The following is a 19,150-nucleotide window of genomic DNA, read 5'->3' as shown; positions in this document are numbered from 1 at the left end:
CGAGCAGGGGACCCCAGACAGGCTCAGGTGCTCGACCAGGCTGCGAACGCGCCCTACGAGTGCCCGAGCTCCGCCGACGACTCGTCCGCCACCGCCGGCACCGACCCCTCCGGCGAGGGCCGCAGCGGAAACGGTTCGACCTTCGTCTCGTCGACCACCGGCGGAGCCGGGCGCGGCGTCTTCGGCATGACCGCCGCCTCCGAGTGGCCGCCGCAGCCGTACGACAGGGAGACCACGCGGCCGTCCGCCGGGGAGAACTCGTTGGCGCACACCCCGAAGGCCTGTCCGAGCGAGCCGCCGATCGGGACCAGGAAGCCGCAGGAGACACAGGAGGCAGGAGCCGCCTGTGCCATCGGCGTCTTGGCGCCGAACGCCTCCTCCCAGCGGTCGGCGGCCACGTGCAGTCCGTAGCGGGACAGGACCCGGGCGCGGCGCATGCCCAGCTCCTCCGCCACCGCGGAGATCGAACCGCGCGACGGGGCGATCGGCAGGTTCGCCGGGGCCCCGCCGGTCACCTCCGCGTCCTCCGCCTCGACCAGCTCGGCCATCTCGCCGGAGACCGCGGAGTTCGGCGGCGCCTCCTCCTCTCCGATGAACCCGGGCTCCAGGCGCGGGTCCTCGGCGTCCGTCGGCAGCAGGTCGCCCGGACCCAGGTCGCCGGGGCGCAGCCGCTCGCTCCACGGCACCCACTCCGGCGCGAGCAGTGCGTCGGGGCCGGGCACCAGGACCGTCTCGTCCACCGTGACGATCTTCGCGCGCGAGGCCCGCGCGACCGTCACCGCCCAGCGCCAGCCCCGGTACCCCAGTTCCTTGCACTCGAAGAAGTGCGTGACAACACGGTCACCCTCGGAGACCATCCCGGTGTGCTCGCCGACGACGCCGGGCGCGGCGGCCTCCTCGGCGGCGGTGCGGGCGAGATCGATCGCCTCGGCGCACAGGCGGTCGGGGGTGCGGCTTCGCGTTGTCGCGCTCACAGGTATCGCTTCTCTCCTACGCCGTCTCACGGGTGCGCCCTTTCTCGGCTGGGTGCGGACGGAGCGGACCTGGGGGCCGCGTCGACGTCCGCGCCCGATCGCGCTCGGGCGCACCCACACCATCCATTCTGCGGGATGGATTTCAGGCGCGCGGCCGAGAACAATCGCCACGGCGCGCTACGCACGCTACCCTCTCCGGGCCCCGCGGCCCACACCGAGTCGCCGCGCTTTCCCGGAGCCCGGCCCTCCGCATGCCGTTCCGGACATGTCGGCGCGGCCTCCTCGGGCGGGCGCGTCCCGCCGCCGGCACGACACCCGTCGATCCCGTACGTGCGGTAACGGCACTACACCCGCGCTTCTCGGGGCACTATGACGGGGTGGCAGCCGCGAGGTCGTCCCAGGGAACCACCGGGGCCGGTGGGGTCGGGGGGCGCAGCCGGGATGGCGGTTCGGGCCGGTTCGGCGGGTCCGTCCGCACGGTCGGCCGTGCCGTGCGCCGTCCGTTCACGGGTGTCGCCCGCGGTATCCGGAAGGCCACGCACGCGCACGGCGCGGGCGAGTCCGGCCTCGGCAAGCTGATCGAACTGCACGCCGTGAACGGCGCCGGCGACGTCATGGTCACCGTCGCCCTCGCCTCCACCGTGTTCTTCTCCGTGCCGACCGACGAGGCCCGCGGACGCGTCGCGCTCTATCTCGCCATCACGATGGCGCCGTTCACGGTGCTCGCCCCCGTGATCGGTCCCCTCCTCGACCGCCTGCCGCACGGCCGGCGGGCCGCGATGGCGGGCGCGATGCTCGCCCGCGCCCTGCTCGCGCTGATCATCTCCGGGGCGGTGGCGAGCGGAAGCCTGGAGCTGTACCCGGCGGCGCTCGGCGTCCTCGTCGCGTCGAAGGCGTACGGCGTCGTCCGCAGCGCCGTGGTGCCCCGGCTGCTGCCGCCCCGCATCTCCCTGGTGAAGGCCAACTCCCGGGTCACTCTCGGCGGCCTGCTCGCCACCGGGCTGGCCGCCCCGGTCGGGGCCGCACTGCACGCCATCGGTCCGGGCTGGCCGCTTTACGGCGCCTTCGTCCTGTTCGTCGCGGGGACGTTCCTGTCGTTCTCGCTGCCGCCGAAGGTCGACTCGGCGAAGGGGGAGGACCGCGCGCTGCTCGCCTCGGACGAGGACCATCTGCACGGCCCGGCACGCAAGGCGGCCTCACGCCGGCCAGGGCTGCGCACCGTGGGCCCCGCCGTCATCAACGCCCTGGCCGCCAACGCCGCGCTGCGCTGTCTGTCCGGCTTCCTGATCTTCTTCCTCGCCTTCCTGCTGCGCGAGCACCCGCTCACCGGGGAGAGCGCGGCGGTGTCGCTGGGCATCGTGGGCGTGGCGGCGGGCGCGGGCAACGCGCTGGGTACGGCCGTCGGCGCCTGGCTGAGGTCGCGCGCACCGGAAGTGATCATCGTGACGGTGGTGGCGATCGTGCTGGGCGCGGCGATCACCGCGGCCGTGTTCTTCGGCGCGTTCCTGGTGGCGTGTCTGGCGGCGGTCGCCGGGTTCGCGCAGGCGCTCGCCAAGCTGGCCCTGGACGCGCTGATCCAGCGGGACGTGCCGGAGCTGGTGCGTACGTCGGCGTTCGCGCGTTCGGAGACGTTGTTGCAGATGGCCTGGGTACTGGGCGGGGCGATCGGGATCGTGCTCCCCCTCAACGGGGTGCTGGGGCTCTCGGTCGGCGCGGCGATCGTCGCGGCGGGCTGGCTGCCGACGGTACGGGCGCTGCTGACCTCGGCACGGCGCGAGGGCACGACCCCGGCGCGGGTGCGCGGGGCCTGATCGCGGGAGCGGGCGGCACGTCGTCCACCCCGCGTGGGGGGCGCTCCGGCCGTGCCCGATAGCCTTCGGCCATGACCGCACTGCGTTCCCGTCGCGCCGTAGCCGCCTTCGGCGCCGTTTCCGCCGGACTGCTCCTGCTGTCCGCCTGTGAGAAGCCTTCGCCGCTGGCGACCGTCACGGTCGGCACGAACTCGGTGAGCTCCCAGACCGACTGCTACAACGACGGCAAGGAAGTCCCCCCCACCGACCTGGCGAAGTGCCTGAAGTCGAAGGACATCGAGTCGATCAAGGTCGACCCCGACGAGACGGTCCGCTTCGGCGTCGACCCGACCATCGCGGACAAGGGCTGGACGATCCTGATGAACGGCCAGCCGCTGACCGAGTCCAGCACCAAGACCTACCGCACGATCCCGGGCAGCGTGTTCTTCAACGCCCAGTACGGGGCGAGCGGCAACTCCACGCTCGTCTCCATCAAGGAGGGCGAGAGCAAGGTGACGGGGTTGTGGTCCTTCAAGCTCGAGAAGGCTTCCTGATCACGTCCTCCCCAGCGCGGGTCCTGGTGGCCACCGCGGTCCCCGTGGAACGGGACGCGGTGGCCAGGGCCTTCGCATCCCCGGCTACCGAGGTACGGCTTCCCGGGGCGACCCTGCACCGCACCGGCGCCTACGACCTGCTCGCAGCCGGGGTGGGCCCCGCCCTCGCCGCCGCCTCCACCGCCACCGCGCTCACCGCCGCCGCCCTCGAGGGCTCCCCCTACGACCTGGTCGTCTCCGCCGGCATCGCGGGCGGCTTCGCGCCCGGCGCGCCCGTCGGCTCGCTGGTGGTCGCCGACGCCATCGTGGCCGCCGACCTCGGGGCCGAGACCGCGGACGGCTTCCTGCCGGTCACCGAACTCGGCTTCGGGACCGTCAGTCATCGACCGCCGGAATCACTCGTACGAGATCTCGTCGCCGCCACCGGGGCGCGCGCCGGGACCGTGCTCACCGTCTCCACCGTGACCGGCAGCGCCGCCCGCGCCGCCGAGCTGCGGGCCCGGCATCCTCGGGCGCTCGCGGAGGCGATGGAGGGGTTCGGGGTCGCGGAGGCGGCCGCCTCGCACGGCACGCCCGTCGTGGAGGTCCGGGCCGTCTCCAACCCGGTCGGCCCGCGCGACCGCGCCGCCTGGCGCATCGGTGACGCGCTCACGGCCCTCACGGAGGGCTTCGGGAAGCTAGCGCCCGTATTGGAGAGTTGGGAGTCAGCATGACCGCATCCGCCGAGCCCCTGAAGATCGCCTACTCCCCCTGCCCGAACGACACGTTCGTCTTCGACGCCCTCGCCCACGACCGCGTGCCCGGCGCCCCCGCGCTCGACGTGAGGTTCGCCGACATCGACATCACCAACGGGATGGCCGAGCGCGGCGAGCTGGACGTGCTGAAGGTGTCGTACGCCGTGCTGCCGTACGTCCTGGACGAGTACGCCCTGCTGCCCTGCGGGGGCGCGCTGGGGCGGGGCTGCGGGCCGCTGGTGCTCACCCGGGAGCCGGACGTCGACCTGACCGGCCGGACGGTCGCGGTGCCGAGCGAGAAGTCGACGGCGTACCTGCTGTTCCGGCTCTGGGCGGCGGACACGGTCCCCGGCGGCGTCGGGGAGATCGTGGTCATGCCGTTCCACGAGATCATGCCGGCCGTGCGGGACGGGAAGGTCGACGCGGGGCTGGTCATCCACGAGGCGCGGTTCACGTACCAGAACTACGGGCTGCACAAGCTGGCGGACATGGGCGAGCACTGGGAGGACACCACCGGCCTGCCGATCCCGCTGGGCGCGATCATCGCCAAGCGGTCGCTGGGCGCGGACGCGCTGAAGCTGCTCGCCGACTCGATCCGCACGTCCGTGCGGGCGGCCTGGGACGACCCCGAGGTCTCACGCCCGTACGTCATGGAGCACGCGCAGGAGATGGACCCGGCGGTGGCGGACCAGCACATCGGCCTGTACGTCAACGAGTTCACGGCCGACCTGGGCGAGGACGGCTACGCGGCGGTCCGCGGTCTGCTCACACGCGCGGCGGCCGAGGGGCTGGTACCGCCCCTCGGCCCGAATGCGCTCGCTTTCCCCTGACGGGGCCGGTGCCCTGTGCGCGTGGTCAGACGTCCAACTGGTCGGCGACCGCGCGCAGCAGGCCCGCGATCTTCTTGCCGGATGCCTTGTCGGGGTAGCGGCCCTTCTCCAGCATCGGGGTGATGTTCTCGAGGAGAGTCGTCAGGTCCTGGACGATGGAGGCCAGTTCGTCCGGCTTCTTGCGCTGGGCGGCGGCGACCGAGGGGGTCGGCTCCAGAAGGGTGACGGACAGCGCCTGGTCGCCGCGCTGGCCGGCGACCACTCCGAACTCCACGCGCTGTCCCGGCTTCAGGGAATCCACTCCGGCGGGGAGAACCGAGGAATGGACGAAGACGTCGCCGCCGTCGTCGCGGGAGAGAAAGCCGAAGCCCTTCTCACTGTTGAACCACTTGACCTTGCCGGTAGGCACGTCTGTCCTCGTCCTCGTACTCGTCGGAAACTGCGTCTGCAAAGTGTTTCGGGAAACTGCTCTGGAGAGCACTGCAGCGGGCCGCGTGGACCCGCCGGTACCAAGGCTAATGGTCCGGGGGCCGGTGACAAGACGTCGCCGAGTGGTTCCTCGCGGTGGGAACTACCCTGGTCCAGTGCGTGACAAAACCCAAGCGAATTCCGCCGCGGCCGGCGACCGGCTGATCCGTGCCGGCGCCATCGTGTTCTTCGTCGGAGCCGTGTCCACTTTGGTCACCGTGGCCCCGTTGCTGCTGGGGACGAAGCCTTTCCCAACGTACATGTACGGCCTGTGCATGCTCATGGGCGTGGGCTTCCTGATGGCAGGGGCCGGTGTGCTCCAGTCGATCGCTCAGGGGCGCAGGCAGGCGCGCGGAGTGGGGCAGCGCCAGGAGTAGCGGGGTCGCTACCGAGCCCGGTACGTCGCGAGCCAGGCCGGGAACTCGGTGAGGTCGGCGAGGACGACGTCCGCGCCCGCGGCCCGCAGCTCGTCGGCGTCGCAGGGGCCTGTGGCGACGGCGACGGAGTGGGCCCCCGCCGTACGGGCGCCGCGTACGTCGCCCGTGTGGTCGCCGACGTAGACCGCCGCGCCGTGGTCGAGCAGGGCCTCCGCCTTGCGCTCGGCCCACAGATCGCCGATCACCGCGTCGGGTTCGATGCCGAGGTGCTCCAGGTGCAGCTTGGCGTTGGGCTCGTACTTGGCGGTGACGACGATCGCGCGCCCGCCGGCCGCCCGTACGGCGTCGATCGCCTCCCGGGCGCCGGGCAGGGCGGGCGTCGCGGCGATGGCGATGGTGGGGTACATCTCGCGGTAGAGGTCGGCCACGGCGTCGATCTCCTCCGCCGGGAACCAGTTCACGAGCTCCTCCGCGAGCGGCGGCCCGAGCCGGGTGACGGCCAGGTCGGCGTCGATGTACCTGCCGGTCCGGGCGGAGAGTGCCTGGTAGCAGGCGTGGATTCCGGGCCGGGAGTCGATCAGCGTCATGTCGAGGTCGAAGCCGACGGTGAGCGCGCGAGAAGTCATATCGGGGATTGTCCCAGGGGAGAACAAGCCCAAAGGGCCCAAATCATCCCATCAGTGACATCATGAGTAGTGAATTCCGTATCACGACGTTCGTCCGACGGACGACACCTGAGCCTCTTCCCGCTTGTCAGCACGGGAAGGCGGTGAGCACGTGAGCGATCCCGAGCAGGAGCCCACTGCGGCCGAAGGGACAGAGGCAGAGACCACCCCCGAGCAGACGCCGGCCACGACCGGGTCCGGCCATGCCGAAGGCGAAGAGCCGACCGCCGAGGCGGCGGACACCGGGACGGAAGGGCCCGAGGCCACCACGGCGACCGAGGAGGCCGGGGCTGAGGAACCCGCCGCCCCCGCAACCGAGGAGAACGCGACCGAAGAACCCGCGACCACCGCGGCGGAGGACACCGGGACTGAAGCACCCGAAAGCGCCACGGCCGAGGAGAGCGGGGCTGAAGCACCCGAAACCGCCACGGCCGAGGACACCGGGACTGAAGCACCCGAAACCACCACGGCCGAGGAGAGCGGGAGCGCGGAGACCACCACGGAGGAGTGAGGAGTAACAGAAAACTAAGTGATCGCGACCGAGCAATCGTGCAGTGATGAGTACGGAAACGGCCCCGGCTCCGACGTGAGCCGGGGCCTTTGCGGTGTCACCGGCGGCGCTGTGAGCGCCAGACCAGGAACAGGGCCGAGGCGACGGCGGCGCCGCGGACCACCCAGGGCCAGGTCTGGGAGATCGCGTCGTTCATGTGGCCCTCCGGGATGGGGGTGCCCCAGCGGCCTTCCGTGCGGCCCCACAGCCAGACGATGCCGGCGGCCGCGACCAGGCCGGGCATGCCCATGACCGCCCACTTGGACTCCGTGGGGCTCAACCGACGGGAGGCCCAGGCGATGAGCCAGCCGAGGCCGAGGGCGATCCAGTTGCCGAGCACGGCGCCGGCGACGAGGAGACCGGCGGCGAGGAGCAGCAGCGGATTGCGCCACCCCGTCAGGCGCGGCGCACGGCGGGCAGGGGCGGCTGCGGTCTCCTCGACGGCGGGGGCGGCCTCGACGGTCGGTACCGGCTCCGGTTGCTTCCGCTCGGTCTCGGGCTTCGGCGGGTCGCGCGGCGGCGGCTTCAGCAGCTCGGGGATCTCCACTCCGCCGACGAACCCCGGGACGCCGTCACCGGCCTCGAAACCACCGCCCGGCCCGCCGTCGACCCGCCACCAGTCGGGGCGGACGGCGCTGTCGCCGAGCTCGTGGGCACCGGCCAGGTGGGGCGGGGAAGGGGCGTTCCGGGAGGTGTCGGCGGGCGGCGGATCGGCCTGGCGGGGCCGGGGTACGACCCGGCGCAGGCCCTTGGGGCGGTCGTCCGTGTCGTTCGCCCGCTGGAGGGGGACGGAGGCGGGGCGGCTGTCGGTGGCGCCTGCGGGGGCGTCGGCGGACGCGGCGGCGACGACCTCGTCGGGGGTGCCGAGCCGGGCGAGGATCCGGCGGACGGCCGTGGGGCTGTCGACGGCGGCCTTCGCCCGCCGCCGGTCGATCTCGTTCCGCAACTCGGACACGAGGCGCATGCGCGCGGCCGACGGCAACTGGCGCTGCTGGGCCACGTCTCCGACCCGGCTCAGATAGTCGAAGACGAGCTGATCGCTCTCAATCCCCACGAAGCCCCTCCGGGGTGGCGCCGCATCTTCCCCGTACCGTACCGGGGGGAACCGTGCTCTGGGGGCTCCGCCCCCAGGACCCCGGTCGGCCTTCGGCCCGAGGAATGGGGCGGCTTCGGCGAGTGCCCGACTGCGGGGCGTACGTGGCTGAGCGCGCAGTTCCCCGCGCCCCTTCAGGGGGCTCCGCCCCCAGGACCCCGGTCGGCCTTCGGCCCGAGGAATGGGGCGGCTTCGGCGAGTGCCCGACTGCGGGCCGTACGTGGCTGAGCGCGCAGTTCCCCGCGCCCCTTCAGGGGGCTCCGCCCCCAGGACCCCGGTCGGCCTTCGGCCCGAGGAATAGGGCGGCTTCGGCGAGTGCCCGACTGCGGGCCGTACGTGGCTGAGCGCGCAGTTCCCCGCGCCCTTCTGGGGGCTTCGCCCCAGGCCTCTCGGTGGTTGGCGCGGTGGGGCACGCGTCGGTCCCGTCCCACCCGCTACCGTTGACCGGATGACGACCGAGGAGCGCTCACGCAAGGAAGCCACCGGCACCGGTGCGCCCCGTTCGCTGGCCGAATCCCTGCGCACCCGGGACGACGCCTCCCTGGCCGCCCTCCTCCGCGCTCGCCCGGACCTCATCACCCCGGTCCCCACGGACCTCACCCAGCTCGCCACCCGCGCCGCCACCCGCGCGAGCGTCGTCCGCGCGCTGGAGCGCCTCGACCGGTTCGCCCAGCAGACGGCCGAGGCACTCGCCGTGGCAGCGGACCCGGCGTCGTACGAAGAACTCCTCCAGCTGATGACCGGTGACGGCGGCGCCGAGGCCGATCCCGTGGTCGCAGAGGCCGTCCCCCACGCCCTCGCCACCCTGCGCGAGCAGGCCCTCGTGTGGGGCACCGACGACCGGCTCCACCTCGTCCGCACCGCCCGTGAGCTGCTCGCCCCCACCCCACAGCACCCCTCCCCCACCGGCCTCGGGCCCACCGTCGCCGAGGCCACCGCCGGCATGTCCCCGGGGCGGATCCAGGAGATCCTCACCGTCGCCGGGCTGCCGACGACCCACGACGCCGTGTCCGCCGTCTCCTCGCTCACCGGCCTCTTCAGCGACCGCGCCCGCATGGCCGCGCTCCTCGCCACGGCCCCCGCCGAGTCCCTCGAGGTGCTCCACCGGCTGGTGTGGGGACCGCCGTACGGGCAGGTCACCCCGGACCCCGCCCCACGTCTGCGCTGGCTCCTCGACCGCGGTCTGCTGCTGCCCACGGCGCCCGGCACCGTCGTACTCCCCCGCGAAGTCGCCCTGCATCTGAGGTCCGGGCGGGCGCACCGCCACCCCGAGCCGCTGCCCCCCGCCGTGGAGCCCGCCGCCACCCACCGTCCACAGGTTGTGGACGCCACCGCGGCCGGTCAGGCGTACACGGCGCTCGCCACCGTCGAGGAGCTGCTGAAGGACTGGGACGAGGGCGGGCCGGCCGTGCTGCGGGCCGGCGGGCTCAGCGTGCGGGATCTGAAGCGGACGGCCGTCGCCCTCGACGTGTCGGAACCCGTCGCCGCCTTCTGGGTGGAACTCGCCTACGCGGCGGGCCTGCTGGCCTCGGACGGCGAGGCCGACGAGCGGTACGCGGCCACCCCGGCCTACGACGAGTGGCTGGAACGCCCCGCCGCCGAGCGGTGGACCCGGCTCGCCACCGCCTGGCTGGCCGCCACCCGCACCCCCGGTCTGGTCGGCGGGCGGGACGCCAAGGACCGTACTCTGTCCGCGCTCGGCCCCGGTCTGGACCGCTCGGCCGCGCCCGAGGTCCGCCACCGGGTCCTGACTCTGCTCGCCGGGCTGCCGGAAGGCGCCTCGGCCACCCCGGAGTCGATCCTGGCCCGGCTGCGCTGGGAGCGGCCCCCGCGCGGCACCCAGCCCGCGACCGTCCAGCCCGCCGCCACCCAGCCCCCCGCCGACGACCTGCGCACCCGCCTCGCCCAGTGGTCCCTCGCCGAAGCGGAACTCCTCGGCGTCACCGGCCGCGGTGCCCTGTCCGCCCACGGCCGCGCCCTGATCGGGGAGCCCTCCGGTCACGCGCCGGCCGTCGAGCCCGCCGCGACCGGCCCCGGCGACAAGCTCCCCGTCCACCGGCAGCACCACCGGGCCGCCGCGCCCCGCGCGCCGCTCACCCCCGCCGAGCAGGCCGCGGCCGCCTCCCGCGCCGCCCGCCTGCTCGCCCCGCTGCTGCCCGAACCGCTGGACCACGTCCTGCTGCAGGCGGACCTCACGGCGGTGGCCCCCGGCCCGCTGCAGCGCCCGCTGGCCGACGTGCTCGACGTGCTCGCGGAGGTGGAGTCGAAGGGCGGCGCGACCGTCTACCGCTTCACGCCCGCCTCCGTCCGCCGCGCCCTGGACGCCGGTCGCACCGCGTCCGACCTGCACGCCTTCCTCGCCGCCCACTCCCGCACACCGGTCCCGCAGCCGCTGGCCTATCTGATCGACGACGTCGCGCGGAAACACGGCCACCTGCGCGTCGGCGCGGCCTCGGCGTATGTGCGCTGCGACGACGACGCCCTGCTCAACGAGATCCTCGCCGACAAGCGTTCGGCCGCCCTGCGCCTGCGCCGCCTGGCCCCCACCGTCCTGGCCGCGCAGACCGACCCGGCGGCCCTGCTGGAGGGGCTGCGCGCCATGGGGCTCGCCCCGGCCGCCGAGTCCGCCGAGGGCGACGTCCTGATCGCCCGGGCCCACGCCCACCGCACCCCGCCGCGCACCCCGCCCGAGCCGGTCCCGGACGGCCCGCCGACCCCGGACACCACTCTCCTCACGGCCGCCCTGCGCGCCATCCGCGCCGGCGACCTGGCGTCCACGGCCCCCCGCAAACCCGCCGGCGCTCCCGCCACAGGAGGCGACCTGCCGCGCACCACCTCCGCCGAGACCCTGGCCACCATGCAGGCCGCCGTGCTCACCGGCGAGTCCCTGTGGATCGGCTACGTCAACGCCGAGGGCGCCGCCAGCCAGCGCGTCATCGCTCCGATCCGCGTCGAGGGCGGCTTCGTGACGGCGTACGACCACACGGCGGACGAGGTCCGCACCTATCCGCTGCACCGGGTCACGGGGGTCGCGGAACTCGCGGACGACCAGCAGTGATCCTTCCGGTGGGGCCGGCCGTGATCGTCCCTGCATGAGGCACACTGGACGTTTGGCCACAGCGTATGGCCGTAGCGAAAGGGTGCGCGCGTGAATGGTCCGCTGATCGTCCAGTCCGACAAGACCCTGCTCCTCGAAGTCGAGCACGAGCAGGCCGACGACTGCCGTCGGGCCATCGCGCCGTTCGCCGAACTGGAACGGGCGCCCGAGCACATCCACACCTACCGCGTGACCCCGCTCGGCCTGTGGAACGCGCGCGCGGCGGGTCACGACGCCGAGCAGGTCGTTGACGCGCTCGTGCAGTACAGCCGGTATCCCGTGCCGCACGCGCTGCTCGTCGACATCGCCGACACCATGGACCGGTACGGGCGGCTGACCCTCACCAAGCACCCGGCCCACGGGCTGGTCCTGAGCACCACCGACCGGCCCGTCCTGGAGGAGGTGCTGCGCTCCAAGCGGATCGCTCCGCTGGTCGGGGCCCGGATCGACGAGGACACCGTCGCCGTGCACCCCTCCGAGCGCGGGCAGATCAAGCAGGTGCTGCTGAAGCTGGGCTGGCCCGCCGAGGACCTCGCGGGCTACGTGGACGGCGAGGCGCACCCCATCGAACTGCGCGAGGACGGGTGGGCCCTGCGGGCCTACCAGAAGCAGGCCGTGGAGAACTTCTGGCACGGCGGCAGCGGGGTCGTCGTGCTGCCCTGTGGCGCCGGGAAGACCCTGGTCGGCGCCGGGTCCATGGCGCAGGCCAAGGCCACCACACTGATCCTCGTCACCAACACCGTCTCCGCCCGCCAGTGGAAGCACGAACTGGTGAAGCGGACCACGCTCACCGAGGACGAGATCGGCGAGTACTCGGGGACCAGAAAGGAGATCCGGCCGGTCACCATCGCCACCTACCAGGTCCTCACCACCAAGCGGAAGGGCATCTACCCGCACCTGGAACTGTTCGACTCCCGCGACTGGGGGCTCATCGTCTACGACGAGGTGCACCTGCTGCCCGCGCCCGTCTTCAAGTTCACGGCGGACCTGCAGGCGCGGCGGCGGCTCGGGCTGACGGCGACGCTGGTGCGGGAGGACGGGCGCGAGTCGGACGTGTTCTCCCTGATCGGGCCCAAGAGGTTCGACGCGCCGTGGAAGGAGATCGAGGCCCAGGGATACATCGCGCCCGCGGACTGCGTGGAGGTGCGGGTGAACCTCACCGACTCCGAGCGGCTCGCCTACGCCACCGCCGAGACCGAGGAGAAGTACCGGTACTGCGCGACCACCGACACCAAGCGGAAAGTGACAGAGGCGCTGGTCAGACGCTTCGCCGGGCAGCAGATCCTCGTCATCGGGCAGTACATCGACCAGTTGGACGAGCTGGGTGAGCATCTGCGCGCGCCGGTCATCAAGGGCGAGACGTCCAACGTGCAGCGCGAGAAGCTCTTCGACGCCTTCCGCCAGGGCGAGATCAGCGTGCTCGTCGTCTCCAAGGTCGCGAACTTCTCCATCGACCTGCCGGAGGCGACGGTCGCCATCCAGGTGTCGGGGACGTTCGGGTCACGGCAGGAGGAGGCTCAGCGGCTGGGGCGGGTGCTGCGCCCCAAGGCCGACGGCCACCAGGCCCACTTCTACTCGGTCGTCGCCCGGGACACGATCGACCAGGACTTCGCGGCCCACCGCCAGCGCTTCCTGGCGGAACAGGGCTACGCGTACCGGATCGTGGACGCGGACGAGATCCTGGCCGCAGAGAGCTGAGAGGCCGGGCGACCAGGGGCGACCGGGCGACCCGGGGCACCTGCGCGACCAGGGGCGGCCGGGCGACCAGGGGCGGCCGGGCGACCAGGGGCGCCTGCGCGACCAGGGGCGGCCGGGTGACTAGGGGCGGCGGCGGATGCCCGCCTCCTCGCCGTACTCGCCGAAGAGGACCACGTCCACCGCGGCGCCCAGGAACACCTTGACGGCGCGCAGGGCGTCGGCGAGGCGGTGACGGTGGTGGTCGCCGTCGAGGGCCGTCGCGCCGGACGGCGGGCCGTGCCGGGAGGGGGTGAAGGTTGCTGCGCTCATGTCTCCATGGTGGAACCGCACAACCCGAATGGCGTCGGACCAGGGACGTAACCTGCACGGCCCTCGCCTCCCCCTGGAGTCGCCCCCGCGTAGTACCCGGGAGGGACACCGGCTCCTAGGGCACTCGGGCCGTACCCCTGAGACGGCGCCCGGCGCGGCGGAAAAACCGTTGGCCCCCGTATCCGACCGTCACCTAGAATCCCCTCTCTTGCCCGCCTCCCTTCACGGAGAGCCGTCGTCCGGACGGAAACCGGACGGCAGAACCGCCACCCGTCACCGCAGCGGCCGGCCGCCGGTACGCGCGCGCGTGCCCGCGTACCGCCCGGCTCCTTGCCACGCCCCGGAGGCACCTTTCCGTGTCCACCCCGACCACCCCGACCACCTCGTCCGACACCGACACCGACCCCCTCTCCCGCGAGCGCGCCCACCTCGCCGCCTCCCGGGCCGCCCTGCGGGCCATGCGCGAGGACGTGGAGAACCTCGACATCCGCGACGTCACCGCGAACTGGGTCAACGCGGAGGTCCTCGCCCACCAGATCGAGGAACGCATCAAGGCCCTGGCCGACCTCAGCCACACCCCGCTCTTCTTCGGCCGCCTCGACTACCTCCACGCCCCCGGCGCCGACCAGGCGGAGGGGGCGGAGGGCGAGCGCCCGCAGCCGGAGGCTGCTTATCAAACACTGCACATCGGGCGCCGGCACGTGCACGACGCCGATGGCGACCCCATGGTCATCGACTGGCGCGCCCCCGTCTCCCAGCCGTTCTACCGGGCCTCCAAGAAGGACCCGATGGACGTCGGGCTGCGCCGCCGCTTCGGCTACACCGGCGGGGACCTCACCGCGTACGAGGACGAACACCTCTCCGACCCCGCCGAGGCCGCCACCACCAGCAAACTGCTCCAGCAGGAGATCGAGCGCCCGCGCGTCGGCCCGATGCGCGACATCGTGGCCACCATCCAGCCCGAGCAGGACGAGATCGTACGAGCCGGACTGTCCGGGACCGTGTGCGTCCAGGGTGGACCCGGCACCGGCAAGACCGCCGTCGGTCTGCACCGCGTCGCCTACCTCCTCTACGCCCACCGCGAGCGCCTGGCGCGCACCGGGACGCTCGTCATCGGCCCGAACAAGTCCTTCCTGCACTACATCGAACAGGTGCTGCCCGCACTCGGGGAACTGGAGGTCCGGCAGGCGACGGTCGACGACCTGGTCGCGCACGTCGAGGTGCGCGGAACGGACACCGCGGCCGCCGCCGTGATCAAGGGCGACGCGCGCATGGCGGAGGTCCTGCGCCGGGCCGTCCGTTCGCACGTGACGATGCCCACCGAGCCCGTCGTGGTGGTGCGGGGCTCGCGGCGGTGGCGGGTACCGGCGTACGAACTGGAGGAGATCGTCCGCGAGTTGCTGGACCGGGACATCCGGTACGGCGCCGCCCGCGACGCCCTGCCGCAGCGGATCGCGCACGCCGTGCTCGTCCAGATGGAGCGCTCGGGGGAGGCACCGGACGACCGGGTGCAGGACGCCGTGGCCCGCAACGCGGCCGTCAAGGCGGCGGTGAAGGCGATCTGGCCGCCGGTCGACCCCGCCAAGCTGGTCCTGCGGCTGCTCACCGACGCCGACTTCCTCGCCGAGCACGCGGAGGGGGTCCTCGACGCGGACGAGCAGAAGGAGATCCTCTGGTCGAAGCCGGTCAGGTCGGTCAAGTCCGCCAAGTGGTCGCCCGCGGACGCCGTGCTGATCGACGAGGCCACCGACCTGGTGCAGCGCACGCACTCGCTCGGGCACGTGGTGCTGGACGAGGCGCAGGACCTCTCCCCGATGCAGTACCGGGCGGTCGGCCGGCGCTGCACCACCGGTTCGGCGACCGTGCTCGGCGACCTGGCCCAGGGCACCACGCCCTGGGCGACGCGGAGTTGGCGGGAGGCGCTGTCCCACCTCGGGAAGCCGGAGGCGGTGATCGAGGAGCTGACGGCGGGTTTCCGTGTGCCGACGGACGTGATCACGTACGCCTCCCGGCTGCTGCCGCACATCGCGCCGGACCTGACACCGGTCGCCTCGGTCCGCGAGAACCCCGGCTTCTTCGAGGTCCGCTCGGTCAAGGAGGCCACCGAAGTGGTCACCGCCTGCGCGGAGTTGCTGCGCAACGAGGGATCGACGGGTCTCATCGCCGCCGACGCCCGCATCCCCGCTCTGGCCGAGGCCCTGACGGCGGCGGGCGTCCCGTACCTGGCCCCCGGTGAGGAGACCACCCGCGAGACCCGTCTGACCCTGGTCCCGGCCTCACTCGCCAAGGGTCTCGAGTACGACTACGTCGTACTCGACGAACCGCAGGCCGTCGTCGACGGCGAACCCGACGAACGCACGGGCCTGCGCCGCCTGTACGTCGCCCTCACCCGAGCGGTCTCGGGCCTGATCGTCACGCATGCGGCGCCGCTGCCACCGCAGCTCGGCTAGGGCCTGCCGCCACCACCGGACTCCACGGGGGGCAGGCGTGGCACCTCGCGCGGTGCCACGCCTGCGCCCTGGTCAGATGAGCGAGTTGTAGATGTTCCAGCCGTAACCGACGGAGGTGCGGGCCAGGAAGGGCGCCGAGGCGTTGCCGGTGCCGCGGTAGAGCCACAGACCGCCCCGGCCGTCGCGGGCGACCAGGTCGGCCCTGCCGTCCCCGGTCAGGTCAGCGGTGCCGACGACGGAGTTGTAGATGTTCCAGCCGTAACCGATCTGCTTCCGGGGCGCGAAAGGCGCGTTCGGGTTGCCGGTGCCCTGGTACAGCCACAGGCCGCCCTGGCCGTCGCGGGCGACCAGGTCGGCCTTCCCGTCCCCCGTCAGGTCACCGGTGCCGACGACGGAGTTGTAGATGTTCCAGCCGTAACCGACGAAGGTGCGGGCCAGGAAGGGCGCCGAGGCGTTGCCGGTGCCGCGGTAGAGCCACAGACCGCCCCGGCCGTCGCGGGCGACCAGGTCGGCCCTGCCGTCCCCGGTCACGTCACGGGCGCCGACGACGGAGCTGTAGATGTTCCAGCCCGAGCCGACCTGCTTCCGGGGCGCGAAGGGCGCCTTCGGGTCGCCGGTGCCCTGGTAGAACCACAGCGTGCCCTTGCTGTCACGGCCTACGGCGGTTCCGGTGCCGTCCGCCATCTCACCGCTGACACTGGTGATGAGGTTGTAGGTGTTCCAGCCGGTTCCTATGGCGGTCCGGGCGGCGAGTGTCCCGGAGGGCACACCGGTGCCGTGGTACTGCCACAGGGTGCCGGAGTAGTCCCGTGCCAGCACGGTGCCCAGCTGTGAAGCCGGGGGCACCCCTGTGCCGGTGAGCGGCTCCAGCTGTGCCCCCTGCCCGCCGTCGCCGGTGACCTCGTACGTGGCCGACTGGCTGCCGCTCACCGTCGGGGCGAAGGTGACCGTCTGCCGGACACTCTGCTCCGGACCGATGACCAGGCCCTCGGGGAGCGGGTCGGCACTGCTGAACACACCTGCCGGGGCCTTCGCCTTGGTGACGGTGACCGGGATGTTCCCGGTGTTGGTGATGGTGAAGGTCCGGGTGCTCGACGTGCCGCGGACCACCGCGCCGAACGAGAGGGCCGTCGGATTGAACACCAGGTGGCCCTGACCGCTGATCGCGCTGCCCCGGACCGGGAGGGTGAGCGGACCGCTGGTGCTGCTCAGTGTGATCGACGAGGAGTTCTGGCCGGTGGCCGTGGGCGCGTACCCGACCTGCAGGACGATCGAGCTCTGGGCCGGGATCACCGTCGGGTTCGCCGGGTCGGTGCTCGGCAGGCCGGCGGCCGTGAACGGTCCGTCGGGCGGGGTGACGGAGGTGATGGTCTCGGGGTCGGTGCCCGTGTTCGTCAGCTGGACGCTGGCGGTGGCCGTGGTCCCCGTCGGCTGGTTGTCGAAGGACACCGCGCCCGGGAACGCGGCCAGACCGGGCTTGGTGCCGACGCCGTGCAGGCTCAGTGCGAAACTGCCTGCGTCGGTGGCCACGGTGAGGGTTCCGCCGGCGCCCAGGACCGCGGTGGGCTTGAAGGAGACGGGTATTCGCAGCTGCCCGCCCGCAGGGATCGTCGGCGGCAGCGACGAGGTGTCCGCGGTGAACGGGCCGTCGACGGTGACGCCCTTGATGCCGAGGGACCGGGAAGGGTTCTGGTTCTCCGTCAGGACCACGTCGGTGCTCGCGGAGCCGCCCACCGGCACGAGCCCGAATTCGACCGGGCCGCCCTTGAGGGGGCTGCCCACCGGGTTGCCGAAGGCATAGACCTTCCCCTCCCGGGTGCCGACGAAGACCTGCCCGCCGTCGGTCGCGGGGGTGGCGAACTTCGACGCGGTGCCGATCGGCGCGGACCAGACCAGTGGCAGGACGCCGTTCGGGTCGGGAACCGGGTCGTACGCGCGCAGCTGCGCGTTGACGCCGGTCGGTCCGCCCGACCAGACCACCCACACCAGGGCGCTGCCCGAGCGTGTTCCGTCGGAGGTCACCACGGGCGATCCGCTGGTGTAGGGGAAGGCGTCCTGGCTGGACCCGGCGACGGTCAGCGCGGGGTCGCCCGAGCCCGTCAGGCCGCGGTGCAGCGCCACCAGTGAGCCACCGTTGCCGACGCAGTAGACATAACCCCCGTCACCGCCCCAGACCGCGGGGTGGCCCCACTGGCCCTTGAGCGGACCGGTGACCCCCACCACGTCGTCGGTCCCGCCGGCGCCCTGCGACCTGCCGCCGAGGTCGTCGCGGTCCAGCAGGAACACCCGGCCGTCCTTGCCCTGCTCCACCATCAGATGCGGGTGGGAGGCGGTGCCGAAGCCGTCCGGCAGGCCGACCGGCCCGCCGGAGCCCAGGTCCTTGTCCTGCTGGTCCAGGGTCGGTGCGTTGGACGGGCTGAAGAAGTCGGCGGTCTTCAGACTCCGGTCGGCCTGCACCTGCAGCCGGACCACGGACTCCGCGAGCGTGCCGGGCGGGGCGCTGCCGGGGCCGGGCGCCGGGCTGACGCCGTTGCCGGTGGCGAGGAAGATCCGGCCGGGACCGTCCGAGACGAGTCCCCCGCCGGCCTGCCAGACGCCGGCCCCGCTGATGCCGGCGCCGGTCTCCGTCGCCCACATCGAGGTCACCGAGGGGTTGGCGGTGCTGACGCCGACCACGTAACCGCGATAGGGCTTGGCGTCGCAGTGTCCGCCGAACGCCGCGTACACCACTCCGTCGAGGAGCAGCAGGCCCGGACGCTGCATCTGGTACGCGGGCAGGAACGACTGGGTGGGGTCGTTGGACGGGGCGCCCTGGATCGTCACGGGGAAGCCGGGCTTCTCCGCCCCGGTGACAGGGTCGAGCGCGTGCATGTACCAGTGGGGGCTCAGGGCACTGGAACCGTCGTCGACCTTGGTGGTCAGATAGACGGTCCCACTGGCCGGGTCGTAGACCGGCGTCGCGGTGCTGCCGATGCTCGGCACGAGATCCCCGCAGTTGAGGGTGGACGCGGGCCATGCGGGCCCGAAGCTGCGCTGCCACAGCACGGCTCCTGTGGCGCGGTCGAGTCCGTAGGCCTTGTTGTTCTCGGTGACCGCCACCACTGTGCCCCCGATGACGATCGGCTGGGCGTATATCTGCCCGTCGAGCTGCGCGGGAGCCTTCCAGAGCTGCCCGAAGGAAGAGGAGCGGACGTCGGAGGGGCCGAGGTTCGGTTCATTCGGGTCCCAGCCGGTCCGGAGGGTGTCCACCGAGCCGGTCGTCTCGCTCGCCTGCGCCTGTGGGACGCCCAGCCCGATCAGGCCCGCGGTCACCGCGGTCACCGCGGCCGTTACGGCGAGCGCCAGGAAGCGCCGACCGGTGTCTCTGCGTCCGTATACGTGTCCGGTGGCGCCCTCCGCCACATCGCCGCGTGAAATCGCCAAGGAAACCCCCCTGAGTCCCCGTCCGCGAAGGCCTCCCCAGGCCCTCCTCCCGCGTCACGGCGGCCTCCACGGTTCACATGGGAGGCCGCGGCGCACGGGCACAGTCCGCGCATCCAATCACAAACCGGCATCCGTGCC

General features: G+C 72.9%; 15 protein-coding genes. 9 read left to right on the top strand and 6 right to left on the bottom strand.

From position 1 onward, the window contains the following. Positions 1-53 precede the first annotated feature (53 nt). Positions 54-974: a DUF3027 domain-containing protein gene (locus tag ACFYZE_RS31530; protein WP_389001557.1), complete on the bottom strand. Its 921-nt coding sequence runs from the start codon at positions 972-974 to the stop codon at positions 54-56. Positions 975-1,351: 377 nt separating this feature from the next. Here ACFYZE_RS31530 and ACFYZE_RS31525 point away from each other — a divergent pair, with 377 nt between their 5' ends. The 4 genes from ACFYZE_RS31525 (at position 1,352) to ACFYZE_RS31510 (ending at position 4,882) form a co-directional block, all read left to right on the top strand. Then, positions 1,352-2,785 carry an MFS transporter gene (locus ACFYZE_RS31525; protein ID WP_389001554.1) on the top strand — a complete coding sequence of 478 codons (1,434 nt, stop codon included), beginning with the start codon at positions 1,352-1,354 and terminating at the stop codon, positions 2,783-2,785. A gap of 80 nt (positions 2,786-2,865) precedes the next feature. Then, the gene (locus tag ACFYZE_RS31520; RefSeq protein WP_389001651.1) at positions 2,866-3,318 is read left to right on the top strand and encodes a DUF2771 domain-containing protein; all 453 of its coding nucleotides are present in this window, start codon (positions 2,866-2,868) and stop codon (positions 3,316-3,318) included. Next, positions 3,288-4,031, top strand: coding sequence for a futalosine hydrolase (locus tag ACFYZE_RS31515; protein ID WP_389001551.1), 744 nt, complete (start codon positions 3,288-3,290; stop codon positions 4,029-4,031). Before ACFYZE_RS31520 ends, ACFYZE_RS31515 begins: the two co-directional genes overlap by 31 nt. Further along, positions 4,028-4,882 carry a 1,4-dihydroxy-6-naphthoate synthase gene (locus tag ACFYZE_RS31510; protein WP_389001548.1) on the top strand — a complete coding sequence of 285 codons (855 nt, stop codon included), beginning with the start codon at positions 4,028-4,030 and terminating at the stop codon, positions 4,880-4,882. Before ACFYZE_RS31515 ends, ACFYZE_RS31510 begins: the two co-directional genes overlap by 4 nt. Positions 4,883-4,907: 25 nt before the next feature. Here the strand turns inward: ACFYZE_RS31510 and ACFYZE_RS31505 are convergent, their stop codons facing one another. Then, positions 4,908-5,291 (bottom strand): cold-shock protein, encoded by a 384-nt coding sequence (locus ACFYZE_RS31505; protein ID WP_103845154.1) that lies wholly within the window; start codon positions 5,289-5,291, stop codon positions 4,908-4,910. 175 nt (positions 5,292-5,466) lie between these two features. On the opposite strand from ACFYZE_RS31505, the gene ACFYZE_RS31500 reads away from it, so the two are divergent. Further along, the gene (locus ACFYZE_RS31500) at positions 5,467-5,727 is read left to right on the top strand and encodes a hypothetical protein (protein WP_389001545.1); all 261 of its coding nucleotides are present in this window, start codon (positions 5,467-5,469) and stop codon (positions 5,725-5,727) included. A gap of 8 nt (positions 5,728-5,735) precedes the next feature. On the opposite strand, the gene ACFYZE_RS31495 is transcribed toward ACFYZE_RS31500, so the two are convergent. Then, positions 5,736-6,353, bottom strand: a complete 618-nt coding sequence (locus tag ACFYZE_RS31495) for an HAD family hydrolase (RefSeq protein WP_389001542.1) — start codon at positions 6,351-6,353, stop codon at positions 5,736-5,738. Positions 6,354-6,504: 151 nt separating this feature from the next. Between ACFYZE_RS31495 and ACFYZE_RS31490 the strand changes: the two genes are divergently transcribed. Next, positions 6,505-6,903 carry a hypothetical protein gene (locus tag ACFYZE_RS31490; RefSeq protein ID WP_389001539.1) on the top strand — a complete coding sequence of 133 codons (399 nt, stop codon included), beginning with the start codon at positions 6,505-6,507 and terminating at the stop codon, positions 6,901-6,903. Positions 6,904-7,000: 97 nt separating this feature from the next. Here ACFYZE_RS31490 and ACFYZE_RS31485 read toward each other — a convergent pair whose 3' ends face one another. Continuing rightward, on the bottom strand, positions 7,001-7,996 hold the full coding sequence (locus ACFYZE_RS31485) for a hypothetical protein (protein ID WP_389001536.1): 996 nt from the start codon (positions 7,994-7,996) through the stop codon (positions 7,001-7,003). Between the two features lie 487 nt (positions 7,997-8,483). Here ACFYZE_RS31485 and ACFYZE_RS31480 point away from each other — a divergent pair, with 487 nt between their 5' ends. Further along, entirely contained in the window at positions 8,484-11,093 is a 2,610-nt protein-coding gene (locus tag ACFYZE_RS31480) for a helicase-associated domain-containing protein (RefSeq protein ID WP_389001533.1), read from the top strand. Positions 11,094-11,183: 90 nt separating this feature from the next. Next, positions 11,184-12,830 (top strand): DNA repair helicase XPB, encoded by a 1,647-nt coding sequence (locus ACFYZE_RS31475; protein ID WP_389001530.1) that lies wholly within the window; start codon positions 11,184-11,186, stop codon positions 12,828-12,830. A gap of 120 nt (positions 12,831-12,950) precedes the next feature. On the opposite strand, the gene ACFYZE_RS31470 is transcribed toward ACFYZE_RS31475, so the two are convergent. Further along, entirely contained in the window at positions 12,951-13,139 is a 189-nt protein-coding gene (locus ACFYZE_RS31470; RefSeq protein ID WP_389001527.1) for a hypothetical protein, read from the bottom strand. A 458-nt stretch (positions 13,140-13,597) separates the two neighbouring features. Between ACFYZE_RS31470 and ACFYZE_RS31465 the strand changes: the two genes are divergently transcribed. After that, complete coding sequence (locus ACFYZE_RS31465) at positions 13,598-15,589, top strand: HelD family protein (protein ID WP_389001649.1); 1,992 nt, start codon at positions 13,598-13,600, stop codon at positions 15,587-15,589. Between the two features lie 72 nt (positions 15,590-15,661). On the opposite strand, the gene ACFYZE_RS31460 is transcribed toward ACFYZE_RS31465, so the two are convergent. Beyond that, on the bottom strand, positions 15,662-19,012 hold the full coding sequence (locus ACFYZE_RS31460; RefSeq protein ID WP_389001523.1) for a choice-of-anchor D domain-containing protein: 3,351 nt from the start codon (positions 19,010-19,012) through the stop codon (positions 15,662-15,664). Between the last annotated feature and the right edge of the window lie 138 nt (positions 19,013-19,150).

The organism is Streptomyces sp. NPDC001796, from assembly GCF_042892355.1.
Taxonomy (GTDB): domain Bacteria; phylum Actinomycetota; class Actinomycetes; order Streptomycetales; family Streptomycetaceae; genus Streptomyces.
Note: the sequence above shows the minus strand (reverse complement) of the source record. Positions and strands in the feature narration are given on the sequence as shown.

What these genes read in the sequence shown, in the direction of transcription:
- ACFYZE_RS31470 (WP_389001527.1), bottom strand. Translation starts at nt 13,139, where the DNA reads ATGAGCGCAGCAACCTTCACCCCCTCCCGGCACGGCCCGCCGTCCGGC.
- ACFYZE_RS31495 (WP_389001542.1), bottom strand. Translation starts at nt 6,353, where the DNA reads ATGACTTCTCGCGCGCTCACCGTCGGCTTCGACCTCGACATGACGCTG.
- ACFYZE_RS31480 (WP_389001533.1), top strand. Translation starts at nt 8,484, where the DNA reads ATGACGACCGAGGAGCGCTCACGCAAGGAAGCCACCGGCACCGGTGCG.
- ACFYZE_RS31510 (WP_389001548.1), top strand. Translation starts at nt 4,028, where the DNA reads ATGACCGCATCCGCCGAGCCCCTGAAGATCGCCTACTCCCCCTGCCCG.
- ACFYZE_RS31465 (WP_389001649.1), top strand. Translation starts at nt 13,598, where the DNA reads ATGCGCGAGGACGTGGAGAACCTCGACATCCGCGACGTCACCGCGAAC.